We start from the raw sequence: 22,252 nt of genomic DNA on the forward strand, positions 1-22,252 counted from the left end.
CAATGAAACTATCATCTTTGCGCACGCCTTGTTATCACTTCTGCGTGAACTTGGGTATCAGGTCTGCGTCCGCTTGACGCGTCTTGCGCCTCACGCACTGTTCAGTGGGGAAGACCCCTCCCGATCAACTTAGGTAAGGCTTACCATCGTTGGTGTCGCGGACCTCGCGACACCGAACAAGCGAGTCCTCCACCGTCGCAGCGTCTCGCCGGCATGGCCGGGATGACCAGACAGGAGGCGCTATGGGTCAACGCTTGGGGCTCTACCAGCCCACGGCAGAACACAGCGCCTGTGGGGTGGGCTTCATCACCCGCAAGGACGGCGTCCAGACCCATGACGTGATCGCGCTGGGCGAGCAGGCGTTGTGCGCGATCCCGCACCGTGGCGGCATGTCCGCCGAGGGGGTCGGCGACGGTGCAGGGGTCAGCATCGACCTGTCGGTGGACTTCTTCAGCGCCCTGGTCGGGCAGCCGCTGGAGCGCGGCCACTTCGGCGTCGGCAACTTCTTCATGCCCGACGACCGCGAACAGTGGGACCGGGCCCGCGCGCTGATCGACGCCGCGCTGGCCGATGCCGGGCTGGCCACGCTGCTCGTCCGGGACGTGCCGGTCGACGACACCGTGATCCGGCCGCGGGCGCTGCGCTATCAGTTGCCGATCGTCCAGTGGGTCTTCCGGCTCGCCGACGCCACCGACGGTGACGACCAGCGGGAGCGCATCGACCGGGCCGCCAACGCCGCCCTGCTGCAGGTCGAAGCCGAGGCGTACACCGACCCGGCGCTGGCCGGGCTCTATCCGCTGTCGCTCAGTGCCCGCACACAGGTGCTCAAGGGACGCCTCAACGCCGGTGAGGTGATCGGCTACTTCACCGACCTGCGCGACCCGGCGCACGCCGTCCGTTCGCTGTACTTCCACACCCGGTTCTCCACCAACACCGAGCCGCACCCGACGATGGCGCAGCCGTTCCGGCTGATGGCGCACAACGGCGAGTTGAACACCGACCGGAAGAACCGGATCTCGGACGAGACCCTGGCGATCACCCGGCACCGCCGGATCGTCCGGCCGCCCGGCCAGTCCGACTCCGGCCGGCTCGACCAGACCCTGCAGAGCCGGGTGTTCGACGACGGCCTCGACCTGGTCGAGGCCGTGGTGTCGTTGATGCCGCCGGCCTGGGAGAACGACGCCACCCTCAGCCGCGACGTCCGGGACATGTTCGAGTTCTTCTCGCTGTACGAGGAGAAGAACGACGGCCCCGCGGCGCTGATCTTCAGCGACGGGGACGTGATCGGCGCCCGGCTCGACCGGCTCGGCCTGCGTCCGCTGCGCACGGTGGAGACCGACGAGTACCTGGTGGTGTCGTCGGAGGCCGGGCAGGTCGGCTTCCCGGACGGCCAGGTGACCCGCCGTGGCCGGATCGAGGCCGGCGGCATGCTGTACCACGACCACCGGCTGGGCCGGACGTTCCGCACCCGCGAGGCGCTGGAACTGCTGGCCGCCCGCCGCGACTACGCCGCGCTGCTGGACGACGCCCGTGTCGACGTCGCCGCCCTGCCGGCGCCGACCTTCGAGCGCGGCACCACGACCCTGGGCTACACCGGCGACCTCACCCTGGCCGGACGCTACGTCGCCTACTCGCTCAACCAGGAGAGCTTCCGGTTCATGATGGACCCGATGCTCGCCGACGGCGCCGAGCGGATCAGCGCGATGGGCTACGGCAACGCGATCAACGCGCTGTCCGACCAGGAGGGTGGCATGGCGAAGTACTTCTCGCAACGCTTCGCCCAGGTCACCAACCCGCCGCTGGACTCGTTGCGCGAGGCGGACGGGATGAGCATGCGGGTCGCCCTCGGCGCCAAGCCGGACGGCGGCGAGCAGCACCGCAAGCAGCTGGTGGTGTCCTCGCCGATCCTCGGGCACCTCGACATGGTGCAGCTGCGCGAGCAGCGGATCACCCCGCTGCGCCGATTCGACCTGCTCTTCGAGCCGCACGCGTCCGACGCGGACCGGAACGCTGCTTCGCTGGTGGACGCCCTGGACGAGCTGTGCGACGCGGTCGCGGCGTTCGCCAGGGACGAGGGCGGGATCGCGGTGCTCACCGACCGCGCCATCTCCACCACCCGGGCGCCGTTGCCGCTGCTGCTGGCCATCGCGGCGGTCAACCAGCGGCTGATCGACGACGGTCTGCGGCTACGGGTTTCGCTGGTCGCCGAGAGCGGTCAGCTGCCGTCCTCGCACCACATCGCCGCGGCTTTGGGCTTCGGGGCGTCCGCGGTGTACAGCCTGAGCGCCCGGCTGCGGGCCGAGGAGAAGTATCCGTCCGCGCCGGCGCCGGCCGGCGAGCAGACCGAGACCGACCGGGCCTTCGCCCGGTTCCGCAAGGCCGCCGAGAAGGCGCTCGGCAAGACCATGGGCCGGGTCGGGCTGTGCACCGTGGAGAGTTACATCGGCGGCGAGTTCTTCGAGCCCAACTATCTGGACACCTCCGATCCCGTGCTGGCCCGCTGCTTCCCGCACATGGCCGCCCCGGTCGGCGGCGTCGGCTTCAGCCGGATCGCGCATGCGGCAGCCCAGTGGCACGCCCGCGGCTGCGTGGTGGGGGCCGAGTCGCAGGTGCCGCTGTTGGGCCTGTTCAAGGAGCGCTCCGAGGGTGCCGGGCACTCGTTCGGGACCACCGCGGTGCGCGGCTTCGCGGGCATGACCGAGGAGCCGCGGCGCTTCGACGACGGTGCCGAGGCGGACGCGACTCTCGCCCGGCTCACCCTCGACCAGCTGGAAGGCGCCTTCGGGATCAGCGACGAGGCGTACGTCAACAACGGCCTGGCCGCGCTCACACCGGAGCAGATCGACGCCTTCCGGATCACCCCCGGCTACCGCGAGTTCCTGGCCGCGACCCGGGCCGAACGGGCCCGGCGGCCCTCCGCCTTGCGGGACGTGTTGGCGCTGCCCGCGGACGTCGCGGGTTTGCACACGGCGTCCGACTTCGAGCACGAACTGGCCCGCTTCTCGGTCGACGGCAACGCCAGCATCCTGGTCCGCGGGCTGGAGACCAAACGGTTGGACGCCGACCGTTACCGGATCCGGTTCACCGATGTCAGCGGCGGCGACCCGGCCCGGTACGCCGCGTTCACCGACTTCCTGACCGGTCACGACCCGGACGGGGTGCTGAGCACCCGGGTCGGCACCGACGGACTCGAGGTTCAGGTGCGCGGCCGGACGGCCGACTTCCTGGCGCTGCTCGCCCCGGCCCCGGCGAGCATTCCGCTGCACGAGGTCCAGCCCGCCCATCAGATCACCCGGACGCTGGCGTCCGGCGCGATGAGCCATGGCGCCCTGGTCGCCACCGCGCACGAGGCGGTCGCGCACGGCACCAACATGGTCGGCGGCATGTCGAACTGCGGCGAGGGCGGCGAGCACCTCTCCCGCTACGGCACCATCCGCGGCTCCCGGATCAAGCAGTTCGCGTCCGGCCGGTTCGGCATCTGGGCCGGCTACCTGGCCGACCCGATGCTCGAAGAGCTGGAGATCAAGATCGGCCAGGGCGCCAAGCCGGGCGAGGGCGGTCAGCTGCCGGCTGCCAAGGTGACCGTCGAGATCGCCGCTGCCCGCGGTGGGACGCCGGGCGTCGAGCTGATCTCGCCGCCGCCGCACCACGACACCTACTCGATCGAAGACCTGGCGCAGCTGATCCACGACTGCAAGGCGGCCCGGGTGCGGGTGATCGTCAAGCTGGTGTCGTCCGAGGGCATCGGCACCATCGCGGTCGGCGTCGCGAAGGCGGGCGCCGACGTGATCAACGTCGCCGGCAACACCGGCGGCACCGGCGCGGCGGCGGTGACCAGCCTGAAGTACGCCGGCCGGTCCGCCGAGATCGGCGTCGCCGAGGTGCACCAGGCGCTGGTGGCCAACGGGCTGCGCGACAAGATCGTGCTGCGCTGCTCCGGCGCGCACCAGACCGGCCGCGATGTGCTGATGTCGGCGCTGCTGGGCGGCGACAGCTTCGAGTTCGGCACCACCGCGCTGATGATGCTCAAGTGCGTGATGGCGAAGAACTGCAACATCAAATGCCCCGCCGGGCTGACCACCAACCCCGAGGTCTTCGACGGTGACCCGCGGGCGCTCGCCCAGTACCTGCTCAACGTCGCCCACGACGTCCGGGAGCTGTTGGCCAGGCTGGGCCTGCGTTCGCTGCGGGAGGCCCGCGGACGCTCCGACCTGGCCCAGCTGCTCGACCATCCGGCCAGTGTCGGGCGCCTCGACGTCCGGGCGATGCTGGCCCGGGTACCGGAGCGTCGGGTTGACGACCCGGTCTACCTGGAGAAGAGCTACGCGGTCGACGACGCCGTGATCGACCTGGTCAGAGCCGCATTGATCGACCGTGCCGAGCCGAGCGTCGAACTGGACGCCGGCACGCTGCACAACAGCGACAAGTCGGTCGGCGGTCAGCTGTCGGTCGACGTCGAACGGATGCTCAACCACGAGCTGGACGCCGCGACGCTGGCCGGCCTGCCGGCGGTGTTCACCGACGAGCGCGGTCGCAGCTACCTCGACGACGGCGCGGTGCGGGTCCGCACCAAGGGCTCGGCGGGCCAGTCGTTCGGCGCCTTCTGCAACGACGGCATCGAGTTGGTGCACACCGGTACCGCCAACGACGGTGTCGGAAAGAGCCAGTGCGGCGGACGGATCGTGGTGCGCACCCCCGGCGGTGGCAGTATTGAGCCGGGCGGCAACGTGCTGATCGGCAATTTCGCGCTGTTCGGCGCCACCGGCGGCCGGACCTTCGTGCAGGGCGAGGCGGGCGACCGGTTCGCCGTCCGCAACTCCGGCGCCACCGCGGTGGTCGAGGGCATCGGCGACTTCGGCTGCGAATACATGACCAACGGCGCGGTGGTCAACCTCGGCTCAGCCGGCAAGGGTCTCGGCAACGGGATGAGCGGCGGCTTCCTCTACCAGTACGACCCGGACGGCACCGTGCGCAGCCGGGTCAGCGACGATTCGCTGCTGGTCTTTGGCATCACCGACCAGGAATACGGCGGCTTCCACGCCGAGGCGGCCCGGCTGCTGCTCCGCTGGCACCACGAGGCCACCGGCTCCAAGCTCGCGGCGCAGCTGCTCGCCGACTGGGAAGTCACCAGTGAGCAGATCTTCTGCGGCATGCCGCGGGCGCTGCTGCTCACCCAGGACGCCGACGCGATCCTGGCCGCGTCCACCCGCAAGCAGCTGCTGGACGAGCTGGCCACCTCGGTGGCGACCGAACAGGTCCGGGTGCTCAAGCGGCACTACCGCGACGGACGTCCGGTGCTGAACGGACGCGTCCCGGCCGGCGAGACCGACGACATGTTCGGCCTGCTGTCGTCGTACACGGTGTTCTCGATCGCCCATCAGATCGCCGAGCAGCGCGGGCACACCACCGCCCGAACGCTGATCCTCACCGAGGACTTCTTCGTGATGCAGAAGGTGATGAAGTACCTGCGCGACCGGCTCGATCCGCTCACCGACGCCGAGCTGGCCACTCTGATCTCGGCTCGCCGGCTGAGCGACTACACCCGCTCGCTGGAGCTGCGGAACGTCCGCGGTATGGACGCACCCGGCACCTACGGCTGGATCCTGCACCAGCGCGCCCGGAACGAGGCCCGCACCGACCGGGCCCGGTTCGACCGGCTGCTCGCAGAGGCGGCCATGGACGATCTGGCCGCCGACGCCGTCCGATCGCTGGATCGGACGGCATGATGGCGCAGCTCACCGTGGACGCCGACGCACCGTTCAACTCTGGCCAGCGCGCCTGGCTGGACGGCTTCCTCACCGGCCTGGCCGCGGCCCGCCGTGACGAGGGCGGCGCGTCCCCGGCCGCCACGCTCACCTTCGACGTCCTCTACGGCAGCCAGACCGGTTGCAGCGAATTGCTCGCCGAAGACTTGGTCGCGGCGGCACGGGGACGCGGCATGGCCCCCACCCTGCGGGTGCTGGACGACGTCTCGCTCGACGACCTGACCCGGATGGAACGGGTGCTGATCATCACCTCCACCTACGGCGACGGCGAGATGCCCGACAACGCCGGGCTGTTCTGGGACGACTTCTCCAGCGAGGCCGCGCCCCGGCTGGAGGACGCCCGCTTCGCCGTGCTGGCGCTCGGCGACACCGCCTATGACGACTTCTGCCAGGCCGGCAAGCTGATCGATCTGCGCTTCGAGCAGCTCGGCGCCACCCGGATGCTGCCCCGGGTGGACTGCGACACCGACTACGACGAGCCGGCCGCGGCCTGGATGGAGCAGGTCCTCGACCTGCTGGCGGCCGAGGCGCCCACGGCGGGTGCGGCACCGGTCACCCCGGCACCGACTGCGAAGCCGGCACGGGAACGCTCCCGGTGGAACCGGAAGAACCCGTTCCCCACCCGGCTGGTCGCCAACCGGCTGCTGTCCGGGCCGGGCAGCGCCAAGGAGATCCGGCACTTCGAGATCGCGCTGGGCGACAGCGGCATCGACTACCAGGCCGGCGACGCGCTGGCCGTCGTCGGAGTCAACGACGCCGCGCTGGTCGAGCTGCTGCTGGAGCGGCTCGGGCACGACCCGGAGACCGCTGTCGGCGAGTCGACCCTGCGGGACCAGTTGATCCGGGGCTGGGAGATCGCCACCCCGTCCAAGGACCTGCTGGCGCTGCTGGCCGAACGGGCGCCCGGCAGCGAACTGGGCGAACTCATCGTCCGCGCCGAACGCGACGCGCTGGAGTCCTGGCTGTGGGGCAAGGACACCCTCGACCTGCTGCAGCTGCTGCCCGAGGTGAACCTCGACCTCGACGACCTGACCAGGGTGTTCCGGCCGTTGCAGCATCGTGCCTACTCCATCTCGTCCAGCCCGCTGCACAGCCCGGACCGGATCCACCTGACCGTCGCCGCCGTCCGGTATGGCGGGCCGCGGGTGCACCACGGGGTGTGCTCGACTTTCCTCGCCGACCGGGCCGACGACGCCGAGTTCGGCATCTTCCCGCAGCCGAACGCGGCCTTCCGACTGCCCGCGGACGACGGCGCGCCGGTGATCATGATCGGTCCGGGCACCGGCATCGCCCCGTTCCGTGCCTTCCTGCAAGAGCGGGCAGCGCGCGGGGCGTCCGGGAAGAACTGGCTGTTCTTCGGCGACCAGCACCGGGCCGATGACTTCATCTACGCCGACGAGATCGAGAGCTACCGGGCGAGTGGGCTGCTGACCCGGCTCGACCTGGCCTTCTCTCGCGACCAGGCGCAGAAGATCTACGTCCAGACCCGGATGCGCGAGCAGGCGTCCGAGTTCTACGGCTGGCTGGAGGACGGCGGCCACGTCTACGTCTGCGGCGACGCGTCCCGGATGGCGCGCGACGTGGACCGGGCACTGATGGAACTGATCGCCGGGCAACGGGGTCGTGGCGACGACGACGCGGCCGAGTACCTGGCCACGCTCAAGAGAGACAAGCGATACCTGAGGGACGTGTACTGAGATGACTGACGCTGCAACCCCCGAGGACGAGGGGCAGCTGTCGCCATGCGCCGCGGGACGGTGCGAGCACCGATGCTCGGTGCGACGCCTGCCGGCGAGCATCGGCGACGTGTTGCGCGCGCTGACCCTGCTGGACCATCCGGCGGCGATCACCGAGAACCGGGTGGCCCGGCTCACCCAGGTGGCGGCGTACGCGGACGCCGGGGTGCCCGACGGGCCGTTCCAGGTGGAGCCGGGCTGGGTGTCGCTGCGACTGCATCCGGAGGCGCTGACCGGCGCGATGCTGGTCGACCCGCCCCACGCGCTGCCCGGCGAGGCCCCGATGCCGGAGCTCCGGCTGTGCGGCGCGGACGGACGTCCGGTGCACCGCTGCCATCCGCTGCTGCCGGAGGACCGGCTGGTGATCGACGGGTTGGCCCGCCTCGACGGACAGTTGCCGGGGTCGCAGTTCGACGCCTATCCGGGCAGCGCCTCGGTGGGCTCCGACGTCCCGGATCAGCTGCAGCGGATGGACGATCTGCTCACCTGGACGACGGCGCGGACGCCCTACCTGCCGCACTGGCACATCGAGTCGAACGTGCTCGTGGATGTCATCGAGCACGCCTGCTCCGTCGGCCTGCCGCTCGGCATTGCGGTGTTCTCCGACGCCGCCATGCACGCCATTCAGGACACCGTGCAATCGGTGGCGCACGCCGCCGGGATCATGGCGGTCGGCACCGAGGAGGCGATCCTGGAACTCCGGCCGTCGGCCGTGCAGCACTGCCTGATGCTGCGGCTGCACGGACCGCACGGCCCCACCTCGTCCCTGGAGCTCTACGACGCGGCGGATCGCCGGGTGGCGCTGATCTCCCAGTTCGGCATCGTCGGCGAGGACGTCCACGACGCCTGGGAGCGGCTGGCCGAGTCGTTGCCGGAGCTGATCTGAGTCCTGATCCCGTCCGGGCTTCGTCAGATTACGTCCGATGTGCGGCTGGATTCGCCTCGCATGCCTCACTGGGGGCACTGATCGGACGTAATCTCGCGGCCGCACTCGATCATGCGAGTGGCCCGAAGGGCTCCCTCCTACCCTTCGGGCCGGACCGCCAATCACGCCGCGCCGGTCACCTCGCCGGGGTGTGCGGCCTTGCGTTCGATTGCGGCGCGGTGGGCTCCGCCGAGTGCGGTGAGCGCCTCGTCCAGCAGACGGTGGATGGACGTGCTGATCGTCGTGCACCCGCTGTCGATCTTGGCGTCGAGGCGCTCCGTGACCTGCTCACCGAGGAGTCGGCTCGTGCTGCGGGCCACAACTTGGTGCGGCAGCGGGCGTTCTCGCAGAAGCTCAAGGAACTGATGAACCGCTACACCAATCAGCAGTTGACCTCGGCCGAAGTGATCGCTGAGCTTGTTGAGCTTGCCAAGGAGGTCATGGCCGAGGGCAACCGCGGTGCTCGCTACAAGCCACCGCTCACTTCGTACGAACTCGCCCTCTACGATTCGTTGGCCTCCAATGAATCGGCCCTCACGGTCCAAGGTGAGGGCGTCCTAGCCCAGATCGCACGTGAGTTGTGGGTGATCGTCCGCCGTGACGCGAAGACCGACTGGACTGCGCGCGACGATGTCCGGGCAAAGCTGCGCTCGTCAGTGAAGCGGTTGCTGGTGAAGTACAAGTACCCGCCCGACAAGCAACCGGAGGCGATCAGGCTGGTGATCGAGCAGATGGAGGGCCTGGCGCCGAGGTTGGCGGAAGGGAAGTGACGAGATGACCAATCTGCCCGAACTCGCGAATCAGCTCAGCGATCAACTCGTGGGGCAGCCGGAGTGGGTTCAGCACGCGTGGGGCGTCCTGGCTGCTGCTGGACTGGTTCCGGGTGATCCAGATCCCGAGCACCCCAACTACGCCGACCACCTGGTCACCCTGGCGGCTCTCGCCTACCTGGCAGGCCTGGTGATCAACGACCTGAGCAACGTCGAACCGCCCGAGATCACCGGGGGTGCGTATGGGCTGGACGACATCACTCTGGGCCGCTACGCGGAGCGGCACGGGATCTACGCCACGGAGATCCCGGAGAGTGCCTATCAGCTCGGCCAGGACTGTGTGGAGGCGCGCCTGACATCGGTTACGCGGGCGCTCGCCGCCGAGGTCGGTTCCCAGACGTTGTTTGCGGAGTTGTGGGCGCAGCGAGACGGTGAAGTCGACTTTCCCTTGGGAGCCGATGAACTGGACGAGATCCTCAACGGCGGCGCTACCGGAGACAAGATGGCGGCCTACGAGTGGCTGATGAACCTGACAGGGGACCGCTGAGCCGCGTCCCCGGACGGTGTGCGGGTCGTCTTGAGTTCGTCAGATAGCGACCGATTTGAGCATCGACTCGCCTCACATGCCTCAACCGCGCCGCAGATCGGTCGCTATCTGGACCTGAGTTGGGCCGAGTTAGTGCGCAATTTCTGGGTGGATCTCGGCGAGGACTTGTCGGATGTCGTCGGGGATTGAGGTCTCGATCATCTGGACCTCTGGGACGAGAAGCTCTGCCTGGCCCCTGAGCGCCGTCAGCGGGTCGGTCGACACCCACAGCTCGTTCGCGCGGACGTTCCGGGACTACCCACTCTCACGTGCCGGACCGCTCGTGGGGAAGGATGCGCGAGGACGTCCACGACGCCTGGGAGCAGCTGGCCGACTCGCTGCGGGAGTTGATCTGAGCGGGTGTCGGGCCACACCCGCACGATCGCCCCGCCGGTGGGCGGGGCGATCGTGGTGGGAACAGCTATTCAGTTGTGGGCCGGTCAGTTGTAGAAGGAGCGGACGGCGGAGGTGTGCCAGCCGGTCCAGGCAGAGACCACGCCGTTGTCGCTACGGACGTAGAACCGGATCTTCTGGTACATCTCCTCCTGGCCCGACTCAGTGTCGACCAGGGTGCGGTAGTTGTTCAGCGTCTGCACGCCTCGCGCCGAGAAGTAGCTGGTGCCGACGTGGTCGTCGGGGTTCAGGAAGCCGTCCTCCTCGTAGCGCTCTTGGGTGATGTAGGCCGTCCGGCCGGACTGGCAGTTCACCGAGATGCGGTAGTTGAGCACCTTGACCCCGTTGGACTGGGTGTACGCATAGGTCGGCGTCAGCGGTTCGACCGTGCAACCGGACGTGGTGTGCGCCTGGGCGCTGGTGGCGAGGGCCACCGGCAGCGCGGCGGCGGCGAGGGCTCCGGCGGCGATTCGGCGGGCGTTCTTGGTGAGGGTCATGGCGACTCCTTTCGCGAGTGCGTAATGCCTGATTCCCTTTCGGGGTGATCCCCGTGTGACCCAAGACTCGCCGTCCGGCCAGGGGTGATGCGTCCCCCGGTGGAGTGAGATCGCCGAGTACGTCTCCAGGCATACGCCAGCGGGCCGCCCGGATCGGGCGGCCCGCTGGTCGGCTCGAGGCCGGTAAGCGCGAGTCAGTGCTCGGAGGGTTCCTTGGCGCGCGTGCCGTCGATGTGAATGTCGGGCTCGTAGGAGTCCGGGCCCAGGGTGCCACCGCTTTCGAGGACGCGGGCCTCGTTCTCTTGCACCTGCAGGGCCGGTGCCGCGGCCAGATCCAGGGGCTCGTCGGGGGTGCCCGGCAGGAACACGTTGAAGAACAGGTTCAAGATCACCGACATGATCGCGGCGGAGCTGATGCCGGAGTGGAAGATGGTCACGAACCAGTCCGGGAAGCTGTGCCAGAAGCTGGACGACACCACCGGGATCAGGCCGAAGCCCACCGATGCGGCCACGATCACCAGGTTGTTGTTGCCGGCGTAGTTCACCTTCGACAGGGTGCGGACGCCGGAGGCGGCGACCGTGCCGAACAGCACGATGCCGGCACCGCCGAGCACCGGGCCCGGGATGATGCTGAACAGGGCGGCAGCCATCGGGGACAGACCGAGAACGATCAGCAGGCCACCGCCGGCGGCCACCGCGAAGCGGCTCTTGATGCCCGACAGTGCCACCAGACCGACGTTCTGGGCGAACGCGGTCGCCGGGAACGAGTTGAAGATCGGGGCGATCATCGACGAGGCCATGTCGGCGCGCAGGCCGTCGCCGACCCGGCGGGAGTCGACCTTGGTGCCGACGACCTCGCCGACCGCCAGCAGGTCTGCGGTGGTCTCGACCATGATCACCAGGATCACGATGAACATCGAGATGATGGCACCGATCTCGAAGATCGGCCCGCCGAACGCGAACGGCTGCGGGAAGGCGAACGGAGCGGCGCTGGCCACCGGGGCCAGGCTGGTCTGGCCGGTGAACAGGGCGACGATAGTGCCGATGGCAAGACCGAGCAGCACCGCCATCCGGGACAGGACCTCGATCTTGCTGAGCACGATCACCACGGCGAAGGTGAACAGGGCCAGACCGACGCTCGCCAGCGAGGCGAAGTTCGGGTTCTCGACGCTCTCGCCGTTGACGGTGATGGTGGCGTTGCCGGTGATCCAGCCGGCGGCCACCGGCATCAGCGACAGGCCGATCACGGTGATGATCGAGCCGGTGACCACAGCGGGGAAGAACCGGACGATCCGGGCGAAGAACGGCGTGATGATCAGGCCGATCGCGGCCGCCGCGATGACGGCGCCGTAGGCAGACTGCAGGCCAACGCCGGCACGGTCGCCGATGATCGCCAGGATCGTCGAGACCGCTGCGAACGAGGTGCCCTGGACGAGCGGCAGCTGGGCGCCGAAAAAGCGGACACCCAACGTCTGCAGCAGCGTCGAGACGCCGCTGACGAACAGGCCGCAGGCGACCAGCAGCGCCTTCTCGGCGGTGTCCAGACCGGCGGCACCGCCGACGATCAGGGGAACGGCGATGACGCCGCCGAACATCGCCAGGATGTGCTGGACGCCGTAGCCGATGGTGGGGCCGATGCCGAGCTTCTCGTCCTCGGGACGGCTGCCGACCGGGAGGTCGGGGAGTTCTACTTCTTTGACTGGGGTGTCGGTGTCGATCATGGCCGGGGCCTCTCTGGTGGTGAGTGCTGTACGAGCGGCGGCTCAGACGAAGGTCGGGACGTCGGTCCAGGCGTCCGGCTCGGCGGTGATCCCGTCGCGGATGATGGTTCCCTCGATCAGGCCGTAGGGTCGGTCGGCGGCCCAGAACACCTCGTTGGGGTTCTCCAGGCCGAACGGGCTGAGGTCGTAGACGAAGTGATGCTTGTTCGGCATGGCGAACTTCACCTCGGCGATCTCCGGGTAGGCCTCGATCGCGGCCTTGCCCATCTCCCACAGCGTCTGCTGCAGAGCCAGCGAATGGACGGTGGCGAAGGTGGACATGAAGATGGCCGAAACGCCCTCGTAGACGGCGTTGTAGTCGATGCCGGCCTCGACGGCTTCCGGCAGGTAGCGCCAGCGTCCGGTGACCGAGGTCGCCATGATCCGGTCATTGGTCTCGACCAGCGTGGTGTACTTGTCCCGCGGGAAGCCGGCGAACTCGCTGCCGGTCGACTTCAGCACGGTCAGGTCCTTCAGGCCGGCCAGGACGTGGGTCTTGCCGTCGATCTTCTGCACTGCGGCCAGCCGGGTGGCCTGGCCCTTGCGGACGAAGGAGTGATCGTGCCCAGCGCCGTCGACCTGAATGCGCTCCCACTCGTACATCTCGGCCTGCCACAGGCCGCCTTCGATCCACTCGAAGGACGAGACGAAGTGATCGCCCAGGGTCAGCAGGAACTCCTCGGGCGACCCGATGCCGTGCTCTTTGGCGAACGCGAAGATGGTGTTCTTCTGGGTGTCGGTGGCGACCACCAGTGCGTTGTCGCCGACCAGGTACGAGTCGACCAGCTTGGCGCCGCGCAACTGACTGGTGACGTTGAGATCCTCGATCTCGTGGCGAGCCGTGTCGCGGGTGATCTTGACGACCCGGTTCTCGGCCTTGCCGTATTTGTTGTCGCCAAGGCTGACGGTGACGGACATGTACTTCAACTCCCTCGATAGGTGGAATAAGCGAAAGGTGAGAGCAGCAGCGGGACGTGGTAATGGGCTGCGCTGGAATCGATGGCGACCGTGATGGTGACGCTCGGATAGAAGGTCGGTATTCCGGCCGCGGAGAAATAGTCCCCGGTACCGAAAGTGACGTGGTAGGTACCGCTGGGCAGCTGGTCGGGGCCGAAGGACGGCACCCGGCCGTCGTCGTCGGTCACACCCTGGGCGACCACGGCGTGGTCGGCGTCGGTCATCGTGACGGTGACGCCGGACGCCGGGACGCCGCGCGAGCCGTCCAGCACATGGGTGGTGACGAAGCTCATCGGGTCACCGCCTGCTCCAGCCGCAGCAGCGCGATCTCGCTCAGCTCACGGGCCACCACGGCCTCCTCGGTGGCGTCGTCGTTGTCGAGCCGGGCGGTCAGCGCGGCCAGGATCTGCTCCGGCGAGCGGCCGGCCGCGCGGATCAGGAAGACCCGCCCGAAGCGCTCCTCGTAGGCTGCGTTACCCGTTGCCAAAGCCTCATGGACGGCTGCCCCTGCAGCGCTGACAGCAGCCTGTTCCGCGGCTGAGTGCGCGGCGTTGGCGGCACCGATGGCGCTCGCCTTGGGTCGCTCGCCGATCCGCGGATGGCTGGCCAGGGCGGTGGCAACCTCGCTCGGCGTCCAGCCGTCAGCCGCGGCTGACGCACTGTCCAGCAACGCCTCGCGGGAGTCGAAGGGGCGGTGCGCCAGCACCGCATTCACCCAACTCTCGACCTCGGCGCAGCTGGCCAGCACACTCGCCGCCGCCACCGGATCGAGCCGGTTGAACTCCTCGATCGTCATCAGCGCTCCTCGTCGCGGGTTGGTCTGACCACTTGAACGAAGTCGACGCTATAGGGCCATTTTGTATGTCTTGTATCGCCGATGTGACGGTTGCGTAACGCGTGCTCCGAATGCGAGACCCGAGGAATTTTGCGTGCCTCGGAACTTCCCCCAGGCAATTGAGGGAAACGCCAGGATCAGTGCGCGGTGGTGTCCGAGCCACGAACCCGATCGATGACCGCACGAATTTCGCGCAGATGCTGGCCCATTGCCTGGGCCACCGCGTCGGGGTCGCGGGCGTCCAATGCGGCCAGGATCCGGACGTGCCCGGCGTGCGATATGCGCCGCCCGTCGCCGCCCAGGTGGGAGTAGACACGGGCCTCCACCGTCCAGGTAGCGGCGAGTTCGCCGAGCGAGGCGAGCAGCGGGTTCCGGGACGCACGGGCGATCGTGGTGTGGAAGGCCACGTCGAGCCGCAGCGATTCGTCGGCGTCGACGTCCGCGGCGGAGGCGTCCAGAACGGCGTGCAGTTCGGCCCGCTCATGGGCGGTGATCCGTCCGGTGGCCAGCCGGGCCAGCTGGGGCTCGACCAGTTCGCGGAACTCGGCGGAGTGCTCGAAGTCGTCGCTGGCCCGCTCTAAGCGGGCCGCCAACGAAGCGCTCAGCGGCACCTCGCGGGTGACTCGGGTGCCGCTGCCATGCCGTCGGACGATCAGCCCGGACGCCTCCAGCCGGCTGAGTGCCTCGCGCAGCGCGGTCCGCGAGACGGCCAGCTCGGTCGCCAGCGATCGTTCCGCCGGCAGCCGGTCGCCGGGCGCATAGACGCCGGTGACGATGTCTCGTTCGATGTGCCGGACGATCTCTTCGGCCACCGTCGCTCCGGATCGGGGCAGCGCGCTCGCGCGACCGTCGTCCGATGTCATATGCGGGTCCGTCCGTGTGCCGATGACGCTGGGGCGAGGGCACTCGCCGCTCGCCCCATCTTGTCATCGTGGACTCGTCAGGCCGACTGGAGTGCGGGCTCCCCGACGCTGTCGAGATCGGTGTCGGAGGCGGCGAACGTCGCACGCATCTGGGCGTAGTCGAGCTTTCCTTCCCATTTCGACACGATGAAGGTGGCGACGCAGTTGCCGAGAAGGTTCACCGAGACGCGCATCGAGTCCATCAGCCGGTCGGCGCCGAGCAGCAGCGCCACCCCGGCGACCGGGAAGATGCCCAGCGCGGTAGCGGTCGCCGACAGGGCCAGGAAGGACGAGCCGGGAACCCCCGCCATGCCCTTCGAGGTCAGCAGCAGGACACCGAGGGCGGCTAGCTGCTGACCCATCGACAGCTCGATGCCGAAGGCCTGGGCCAGGAACAGCAACGAGATGGACAGGTAGATCGCGGCGCCGTCCAGGTTGAACGAGTAGCCGGTCGGTACCACCAGGCCGGCGATCGAGCGCGGGTTGCCGGCCTGGGTCAGCTTGGTCATGATCCGGGGCAGGACGGCCTCGGTGGACGCGGTGCCCAGGGCCAGCAGGAACTCCGAACGGGCGAATTTGATGAACTCCCACAGGGGGACCCGGGCGAAGCCCCAGGAGATCAGGAAGAGCAGGCCGATGAAGACCACGGCCGCGCCGTAACAGGCGGCGATCAGCATGGCGTAGGTGCCCAGCGTGGCCAGGCCGTACTGGCCGATGATGAACGCCATCGCTCCGAAGGCGCCGAGCGGCGAGACCCGCATGATCCAACCCATGATCTTGAACACGATGTCGAGGGCGGCGCTCAGGAAGTCCATCACTGGCTTGGTCTTCTCGGGGCCGAGCACCACCATCGCCGCGCCGAAGAAGACGGCGAAGAAGAGCACCTGCAGCAGGCTGTTCTCGGCGAACGCCTGGATCACGCTCTCTGGAATGACGTGCAGCAGGAAGGTGGCGGCGTCCGGAATCGAACCGCCGGCGGTCTTCGCGGCGACCGCGGAGCCGTCCAGGGTGGCCGGATCGATCTGCAGACCGGCACCGGGCCGGACCACGTTGGCGACCAGCATGCCGAAGGCCAGGGCGAAGGTGGACGCGGCCAGGAAGTAGCCGAGTGCCTTGACCCCCACCCGGCCGACCGACTTCACATCGCCGACATGGGCGATGCCGGTCACGATCACCAGGAAGATGATCGGCGCGATCACCATCTTGATCAGCCGGATGAAGCCGTCGCCGATCGGCTTCAGCTGGGCTCCGATGGTCGGCCACAGGGCGCCGATGGCGATGCCCAGGACGATCGCGACGCCGATCTGGAAGAACAGCGACTTCCAGATCGGCTGTTTGACCTTGAGCTTCTGGTCGGGCCCTACCTCGTAGAGTCCCTCGACCGTCTTCGAGTGGGCCACGGCGGCCTCCTTCTGGGAGTGTCGAATCGTTGTGAACACTCCACTCCCGCGTTGTTACGGCGACCGGCGCCCGTGGTAACCGCCGAGTTACGGTCTGACCACTTTGGGTCCGGAGCCTGGTGCGGGAGTCGGGTTCGATCGGTGAGGAGGAAGATCCGTCTCGCCGATGCAGCGTGTTGAGCGGTGGCGCAAGGCCCGCGCGGTATATTTTCTGGCATGATTTCAGCCGGATACCCAGAGTGTGACCGGGTTCTCGCCGACTTGGGAGCTCCCTTCGTGCAGGCCTTCATCGACGCAGTCGACGGCGCTCGGGAGGACTTCGCCGCGTTCAAGGAGTGGCAGCCCGGGTGGTTCCCCAACTTCACTGCCCGCTTCACCGCGAACTTCCTCCATGAACGGATCTGGGATCGGTTGGTCCGCCTTGTCGAGAGCATGGATGGCATCCACGTCCATGACGTGGAGCCGACACGGGAGTTGCACAGCGGGACCTCGTACTCCATCCGGATCAAGCGGCATCATCCCGGTGACCGCATCTCTGCGTATCCGACCGATGCGTCTCGCGCGTTCTGGTCGAACAACGTCGTGGCTCTTGAAGGGCTTGAGCCGCTCAGCCTTGCCCTCGGCTACTACTGGGATTCTGAACGGCGCATTGTCGGGGAGGCGATCACGTCCTTCCGCGATGGCAAAGACAACCCAATTTGGGCGATCCAGTTGCGCCGCAACGCCAGCAGCCCCGCTGGTTTCTCCTGGACGCCGGTCGCACCCGATCTGCCCGAGGTCGATCTCAGCGGTGTCGTCCGCGATGCCGAGGAGGAGTCGGAATCATGAGCCGCGCAGTCGGTGACGTTCTGCTCGTTCTCCGGCGGGCCGCAGACATCACACAGGAAGAACTTGCCGACCATCTCGGCATCACCCAGGCCGCGCTTTCTCGGTATGAGAACAATCTGCGTGAGCCTGACGACGAGATGGTGGAGAAGCTGGGTGAGGCTCTTGGGGTTACTCCGGAGTTCATCCGGCACGAGTTCCGGATGCAGGGTGCTATCGCTGCAGATGCTCATATGCGTCGGCAGAAGACCGCCAAGCCTTCGGACTGGAAGCGCGTCGAGGCGCGCGTGAACATGCTGCGGATGCATTCGTCCTACTTGCTGGAGAGGGTCCCGCTACGGCCACAGAACCACGTCATCCAGGTTGATCCCGACGAACACACGCCCGCGCAGGCGGCAGCAATGGTCCGCGCCGCGTGGCGGATGCCGATCGGACCGGTACGAAACGTCATCCGCTGGGTCGAGTCAGCAGGTGTCATCGTCGTGGAAGAGGACTTCGGAACCCATCGCATCGATGGAATGTCGCAGTGGGCAGGCGAGCACGCGGTGATCGTGCTCAATGCCGTGCTGCCCACGGATCGAAAGCGCCTCACGGTCGCGCACGAACTCGGGCACCTGGTCCTCCACAGCCAGTACATCGACCTCGATGCGGAGGATCAGGCGAACCAGTTCGCCGCCGAGTTCCTCATGCCTGCGCACGTCATCGCACCGGAACTGACGAATCTCACGCTCGGCAAGCTGTCCGACCTCAAGACGGAGTGGGGCGTGTCGATGCAAGCGATCTTCGAGCGTGCCTATCGTCTGGGCAAGGCAACCGCAGAAGCACGCCAAAAGTTCTACCGACAACTGAACAGCCGAGGCTGGAAAACCCGCGAACCCGGCAGTGACCTACTACCCGCAGAGAACCCGGAACTTGCCGCCTCGGTCGGCCGACAACTCGATCACGCCGGGCTCACCCAACAGGAAATCCAGTTCCTCATCGGCACGCGAGACGGGAACCCAACACCTTTCGACGCGCCACGACGACCCCTCCGAGCCATCTGAGCCTATGCCGTTGAGGGAAGTGGCCAGGCATGCCAAGTACTACGCGGTTACAAGATCCAGCGCAGCGCCGACCCTAGTCCGCGGCCAGGGGCCTGCCCGAATCCCGTTCGAGCTGCGCCACGGCAAGGTCGAGGTTTTCGAGGTTGAGCAGGTCCTCGACGTCCAGAAGGCCTAGGCCGAGGACCAGATCGCCACTCGGCGATTGAGGAGTTGCCAGGCGTAACGGACATGCCCGAGCGCCAGCGCAAGGATCCGGGCGGACCGCCATCGCCGGACCGCCAGCATGCGATCGGAGGCTCGGCAGGGTCGCATCCGGTCGTGCGTGATCCCGGCGGTGGCGCCAGCGTCTCCCCCAGCCCGAGTTGATGGTCCGGTCAATATCGGCCCCAACGCGCTCAACCCGTTGTCGACGGGGACGCCACGCTGTCGGGCGACGATTCCCCGAGTCTTGGCGTTGCCCTAGAGCCGGCGCCGTTCGGACCTCGTCAGATTACGTCCGATGTGCGGGTCGTTTCGCCTCGGACGCCTCACTGAGGGCCCGGATCGGACGTAATCTCGCGACCGGTGCCGGCCTCGGCCGCACCGCTAGCCTGCGGGCCATGGAGATCGTGCCCGCGGCGAGCGCCGTGATCGTCGACGACCAGGGCCGGGTGCTGCTGGTGTTGCGCGGCCATGAACCGCAGAAGGGCCGCTGGTCTGTCCCCGGTGGGAGCGCGGAGCCGGGCGAGACGCTGGAAGAGACCGCGGCACGGGAGGCATTCGAGGAGACCGGCGTCCGGGTCCGGATCGGACGCGAGCTGTGGACGGTGACGCTGCCCACCGCCGACGGGCGGCTGTACGAGGTGCACGACTTCGCCGCCACCGTGATCGACGGCACCTTGACCCCTGGAGACGACGCCGCGGATGCCCGCTGGGTGACCGCGGCGGAACTGGACGAGCTGCCGCTGACCGCGGGGCTGAAGGACTACTTCATCGGTGCGGGGATCATCCCGCCCGGCCCTGGTGATTGAGCGCGTCACTCATCGGTTGAGCGTGTCGCAACCGGGGACCTCGACACGCTCGATCAGCGGTGGGCTATCCGGTGTTGCGCAGGCCGGCGGCGACTCCGTTCACCGCGAGCAGGAGGGCGCGCTGCAGTTGTGGGTCGTGGTCGCCGGCGCGCAGCCGGGCCAGCATCGCGACTTGCAGGTAGCTGACCGGGTCGAGATAGGCGTCCCGGACGCTCAGGGTGCGCTTCAGGATCGGCTGGCTGTCCAGCAGCTCGTCCTCGCCGGTGATCGCCAGCACGGCCGCCACGGTTCGCCGGTATTCGTCGGAGATCCGGTCGAAGACATGGTGCAGCTTCGGGTCGACCAGCGAGGTGACATAGTGCCGGGCCACGTCCAGCCGGGTCTTGGTGAGCATCATCTCGACGTTGGAGATGAACGTCCGGAAGAAGTGCCATTGCTCGTACATGACGGCCAGCTGTTCCCCGTGCCCGGCGGCCACCGCGGCCTCCAGCCCGCTGCCGACGCCGAACCAGCCGGGCACGATCTGCCGGGACTGGGTCCAGCCGAACACCCACGGAATGGCCCGCAGCCCCTCCAGGCCGGTCCCGCTGTCGGGACGCTTGGACGGCCGGGAGCCCAGTTTCAGCGCACCCAGTTGGTCGACCGGGGTGGACTCCCAGAAGTAGGCCGGCAGGTCCGGGTCCTCGACCAGCCGCCGGTAGGCGACGAACGCCGAATCGGAGATGGCCTGCATGGTGGCGTCCCACTCGGCCAGCTGCTCGGGGCTCTGCCGGGAGGTCAGATGCAGCGTGCTCGCCTCGAGGACGGCGGCCAGGGTCAGTTCCAGGTTCTCTCGGGCGAGCGCCGGCAGGGTGTACTTGTCGGAGATCACCTCGCCCTGCTCGGTGACCTTGATCTGCCCGCTGAGCGAGCCGTACGGCTGAGCCAGGATCGCCTCGTGGGTGGGGCCGCCGCCGCGGCCGACGGTGCCGCCCCGGCCGTGGAACAGCCGCAGCTGAATGCCGTGCCTGGCTGCCACGTCGCGCAGCACCCGTTGGGCCCGGTGGATCTCCCACTGGCTGGTGGCGATGCCGGCGTCCTTGTTGGAGTCGGAGTAGCCGAGCATGACCTCTTGGACGTTGCCGCGCAGCCTGACCAGCGCCCGGTAGGACGGGTCGGCCAGCAGCTTCTCCAGGATCTCGCCGGCGGTGCGCAGCTCGGTGACGGTCTCCAGCAGCGGCACGAAGCCGATCGCGGCGATGTTCTCGGTGACGTCGACCAGCCGGGCCTGCCGGGCCAGCAGGACGGCCGCCAGCAGATCGTCGGCACCCCTGGTCATCGAGACGATGTAGCTCTCGATGCAGCTCGGGCCGAACCGGGCGTGGGCCTCGCGGATCGCCTCGAAGGTGCCGTAGGTGCGGGCGCCGTCGGCGTCCAGGGTGGGCGGGGAGGGGGCCAACGGACGCCGCTGGGCGAGTTCCCCGCAGAGCAGCACATACCGCTCGTCGGCGTCCAAGGTGGCGTAGGGGACGTCCAGTTCGCCGACCCGGTCGACCAGCTGGCCGACCGCGTGATGGTGCTTCTCGGAATGCTCGCGGACGTCCATCGTGGCGACGCCTAGGCCGAAGGCGCTCACCGTCCGGATCAGCCGGGTGAGCCGTCCGCCGGCCAGCAGCTCGGCACGGTGGGCGATCAGCGAGTCGCGGACCAGCTCCAGATCGGCCAGCAGCCGGGTACTGCCTCGGTAGTCATGGCCCGGACGGTGCGGTAGGCCCTCGGTGATCTGCCGCCGGGTGTTCAGCAGCTTCTGCCGGATGCAGTGCAGCTTCAGCCGGTAGGGCTCCTCGACGTGGATCCGCTGCACGTGCTGGTCGAGCTCGGGCAGCGCCGCCAGGTCGGCCTTCAGGCTGGCCTGCAGATCGGGGCTGATCCGGCGCAGCCGGCTCGAGGTGGAGACTTCGGCGATGACGGCGTCCAACTCGGCGATCAGCACCCCGATGCCGACCAGATGCTGCCGCTCCAGCACCTGCAGGGTGGTCTCGGGAGTCACGTTGGGATTGCCGTCCCGGTCGCCGCCGATCCAGTTGCCGAGCGCCAGCGGGGCCGCGGTCAGCGGCAGGTAGCCGCCCTGCTGGGCGACCTCGTCGGCCAGGTCGTCGAGCAGCTGAGGGACGGCGCCGGCCATCAGCGCGCCCGCGTAGAACAGCACGTTGCGGGCCTCGTCCTCGACCGTCGGCTGGTCGACCCGGAGTTCGTCGGTCTGCCACAGGGTTTCGATCACCCGGGTCAGCTCCCGGTCGCGGACCCTCTCGGTGCGCGGGGTCAGCGCCTCGGGGGCGGCCAGCAGCGCGTCGCCGATCTGGCGCAACTGCACCAGGGTGGTCCGCCGGCTGGCCTCGGTCGGGTGCGCGGTGAATACCGGCCGCACCTGCAGCTTGGCCAGCGCCGTGGTCAACGCCGGGGCGCCCAGCTCGTCGGCGACCTGTTCGACCGCGCGGGACAGCCAGCCGGTGCCCTCGGGCCGGTCGTCGAAAGTGCGGATGCGGGCCACCTGCTCAGCGATGTTGGCCAGGTGGAAATAGGTCCGGAAGGCCCGGATCAGGTTGACCGCGGTGGGCAGGTCGGCGGTGCTCAGCCGCTTGGTGAGCCGCTGCTGCGCCCGCCGGTCACCGGCCAGCGCCTTGCGCGAGAGCTGCCGGATCTCTTCGATCTGGTCGACCAGTTCAGGCGATTCCTGGCGGGCCAGGGTCTCGCCGAGCAATTCGCCGAGCCGGCGGATGTCGCGGCGTAGGCGGGCGTCGTCGGCTTCGTCGAGAAAGCCGGGCACGGCGGCGTCGGTCACTGGGCCCTCCTGGTGCGGTTGGGCTAC

Annotated in this window: 16 protein-coding genes; 8 read left to right on the top strand and 8 right to left on the bottom strand. The window is 68.5% G+C overall.

The window, feature by feature from the left end; all coding sequences use genetic code 11:
• Positions 1-242: 242 nt before the first annotated feature.
• The 5 genes from QM619_RS10125 (at position 243) to QM619_RS10145 (ending at position 9,743) form a co-directional block, all read left to right on the top strand.
• Positions 243-5,726, top strand: a complete 5,484-nt coding sequence (locus tag QM619_RS10125; protein WP_415107718.1) for a glutamate synthase-related protein — start codon at positions 243-245, stop codon at positions 5,724-5,726.
• On the top strand, positions 5,726-7,462 hold the full coding sequence (locus QM619_RS10130) for a sulfite reductase flavoprotein subunit alpha (protein WP_415107721.1): 1,737 nt from the start codon (positions 5,726-5,728) through the stop codon (positions 7,460-7,462). Before QM619_RS10125 ends, QM619_RS10130 begins: the two co-directional genes overlap by 1 nt.
• A 1-nt stretch (position 7,463) precedes the next feature.
• Positions 7,464-8,387 (top strand): hypothetical protein, encoded by a 924-nt coding sequence (locus tag QM619_RS10135; RefSeq protein WP_415107724.1) that lies wholly within the window; start codon positions 7,464-7,466, stop codon positions 8,385-8,387.
• 188 nt (positions 8,388-8,575) lie between these two features.
• Positions 8,576-9,196, top strand: coding sequence for a type I restriction enzyme endonuclease domain-containing protein (locus QM619_RS10140; RefSeq protein ID WP_415107727.1), 621 nt, complete (start codon positions 8,576-8,578; stop codon positions 9,194-9,196).
• Between the two features lie 4 nt (positions 9,197-9,200).
• Positions 9,201-9,743 (top strand): hypothetical protein, encoded by a 543-nt coding sequence (locus QM619_RS10145; protein ID WP_415107730.1) that lies wholly within the window; start codon positions 9,201-9,203, stop codon positions 9,741-9,743.
• A 479-nt stretch (positions 9,744-10,222) separates the two neighbouring features.
• On the opposite strand, the gene QM619_RS10150 is transcribed toward QM619_RS10145, so the two are convergent.
• From QM619_RS10150 to QM619_RS10180, 7 genes are all read right to left on the bottom strand, one after another.
• A complete protein-coding gene (locus QM619_RS10150; RefSeq protein ID WP_415107732.1) occupies positions 10,223-10,672 on the bottom strand; it encodes a hypothetical protein in 450 nt (149 codons plus the stop codon).
• Between the two features lie 194 nt (positions 10,673-10,866).
• On the bottom strand, positions 10,867-12,393 hold the full coding sequence (locus QM619_RS10155) for a nucleobase:cation symporter-2 family protein (protein WP_415107735.1): 1,527 nt from the start codon (positions 12,391-12,393) through the stop codon (positions 10,867-10,869).
• A gap of 42 nt (positions 12,394-12,435) precedes the next feature.
• Positions 12,436-13,350, bottom strand: coding sequence for a factor-independent urate hydroxylase (gene pucL / locus QM619_RS10160; protein WP_415107738.1), 915 nt, complete (start codon positions 13,348-13,350; stop codon positions 12,436-12,438).
• Positions 13,351-13,355: 5 nt separating this feature from the next.
• The gene (gene uraH, locus QM619_RS10165; protein WP_415107741.1) at positions 13,356-13,682 is read right to left on the bottom strand and encodes a hydroxyisourate hydrolase; all 327 of its coding nucleotides are present in this window, start codon (positions 13,680-13,682) and stop codon (positions 13,356-13,358) included.
• On the bottom strand, positions 13,679-14,185 hold the full coding sequence (gene uraD / locus QM619_RS10170) for a 2-oxo-4-hydroxy-4-carboxy-5-ureidoimidazoline decarboxylase (protein WP_415107744.1): 507 nt from the start codon (positions 14,183-14,185) through the stop codon (positions 13,679-13,681). Before uraD ends, uraH begins: the two co-directional genes overlap by 4 nt.
• A gap of 176 nt (positions 14,186-14,361) precedes the next feature.
• The gene (locus QM619_RS10175) at positions 14,362-15,087 is read right to left on the bottom strand and encodes a FadR/GntR family transcriptional regulator (protein ID WP_415107747.1); all 726 of its coding nucleotides are present in this window, start codon (positions 15,085-15,087) and stop codon (positions 14,362-14,364) included.
• Between the two features lie 77 nt (positions 15,088-15,164).
• Positions 15,165-16,526 (bottom strand): cation:dicarboxylate symporter family transporter, encoded by a 1,362-nt coding sequence (locus QM619_RS10180; RefSeq protein WP_415107750.1) that lies wholly within the window; start codon positions 16,524-16,526, stop codon positions 15,165-15,167.
• 216 nt (positions 16,527-16,742) lie between these two features.
• Here QM619_RS10180 and QM619_RS10185 point away from each other — a divergent pair, with 216 nt between their 5' ends.
• The 3 genes from QM619_RS10185 to QM619_RS10195 all read left to right on the top strand — a co-directional run bounded on the left by QM619_RS10185 (position 16,743) and on the right by QM619_RS10195 (position 19,404).
• Complete coding sequence (locus tag QM619_RS10185; RefSeq protein WP_415107753.1) at positions 16,743-17,354, top strand: hypothetical protein; 612 nt, start codon at positions 16,743-16,745, stop codon at positions 17,352-17,354.
• Complete coding sequence (locus QM619_RS10190) at positions 17,351-18,394, top strand: helix-turn-helix domain-containing protein (protein ID WP_415107756.1); 1,044 nt, start codon at positions 17,351-17,353, stop codon at positions 18,392-18,394. The genes QM619_RS10185 and QM619_RS10190 overlap by 4 nt, the downstream gene beginning before the upstream one ends.
• A 599-nt stretch (positions 18,395-18,993) precedes the next feature.
• Positions 18,994-19,404, top strand: coding sequence for an NUDIX hydrolase (locus QM619_RS10195; RefSeq protein WP_415107759.1), 411 nt, complete (start codon positions 18,994-18,996; stop codon positions 19,402-19,404).
• A gap of 64 nt (positions 19,405-19,468) precedes the next feature.
• On the opposite strand, the gene ppc is transcribed toward QM619_RS10195, so the two are convergent.
• The gene (gene ppc, locus QM619_RS10200) at positions 19,469-22,225 is read right to left on the bottom strand and encodes a phosphoenolpyruvate carboxylase (protein WP_415107762.1); all 2,757 of its coding nucleotides are present in this window, start codon (positions 22,223-22,225) and stop codon (positions 19,469-19,471) included.
• Positions 22,226-22,252 lie beyond the last annotated feature (27 nt).

The sequence above is a fragment of the Micropruina sp. genome (assembly GCF_047606665.1).
GTDB lineage: Bacteria > Actinomycetota > Actinomycetes > Propionibacteriales > Propionibacteriaceae > Micropruina.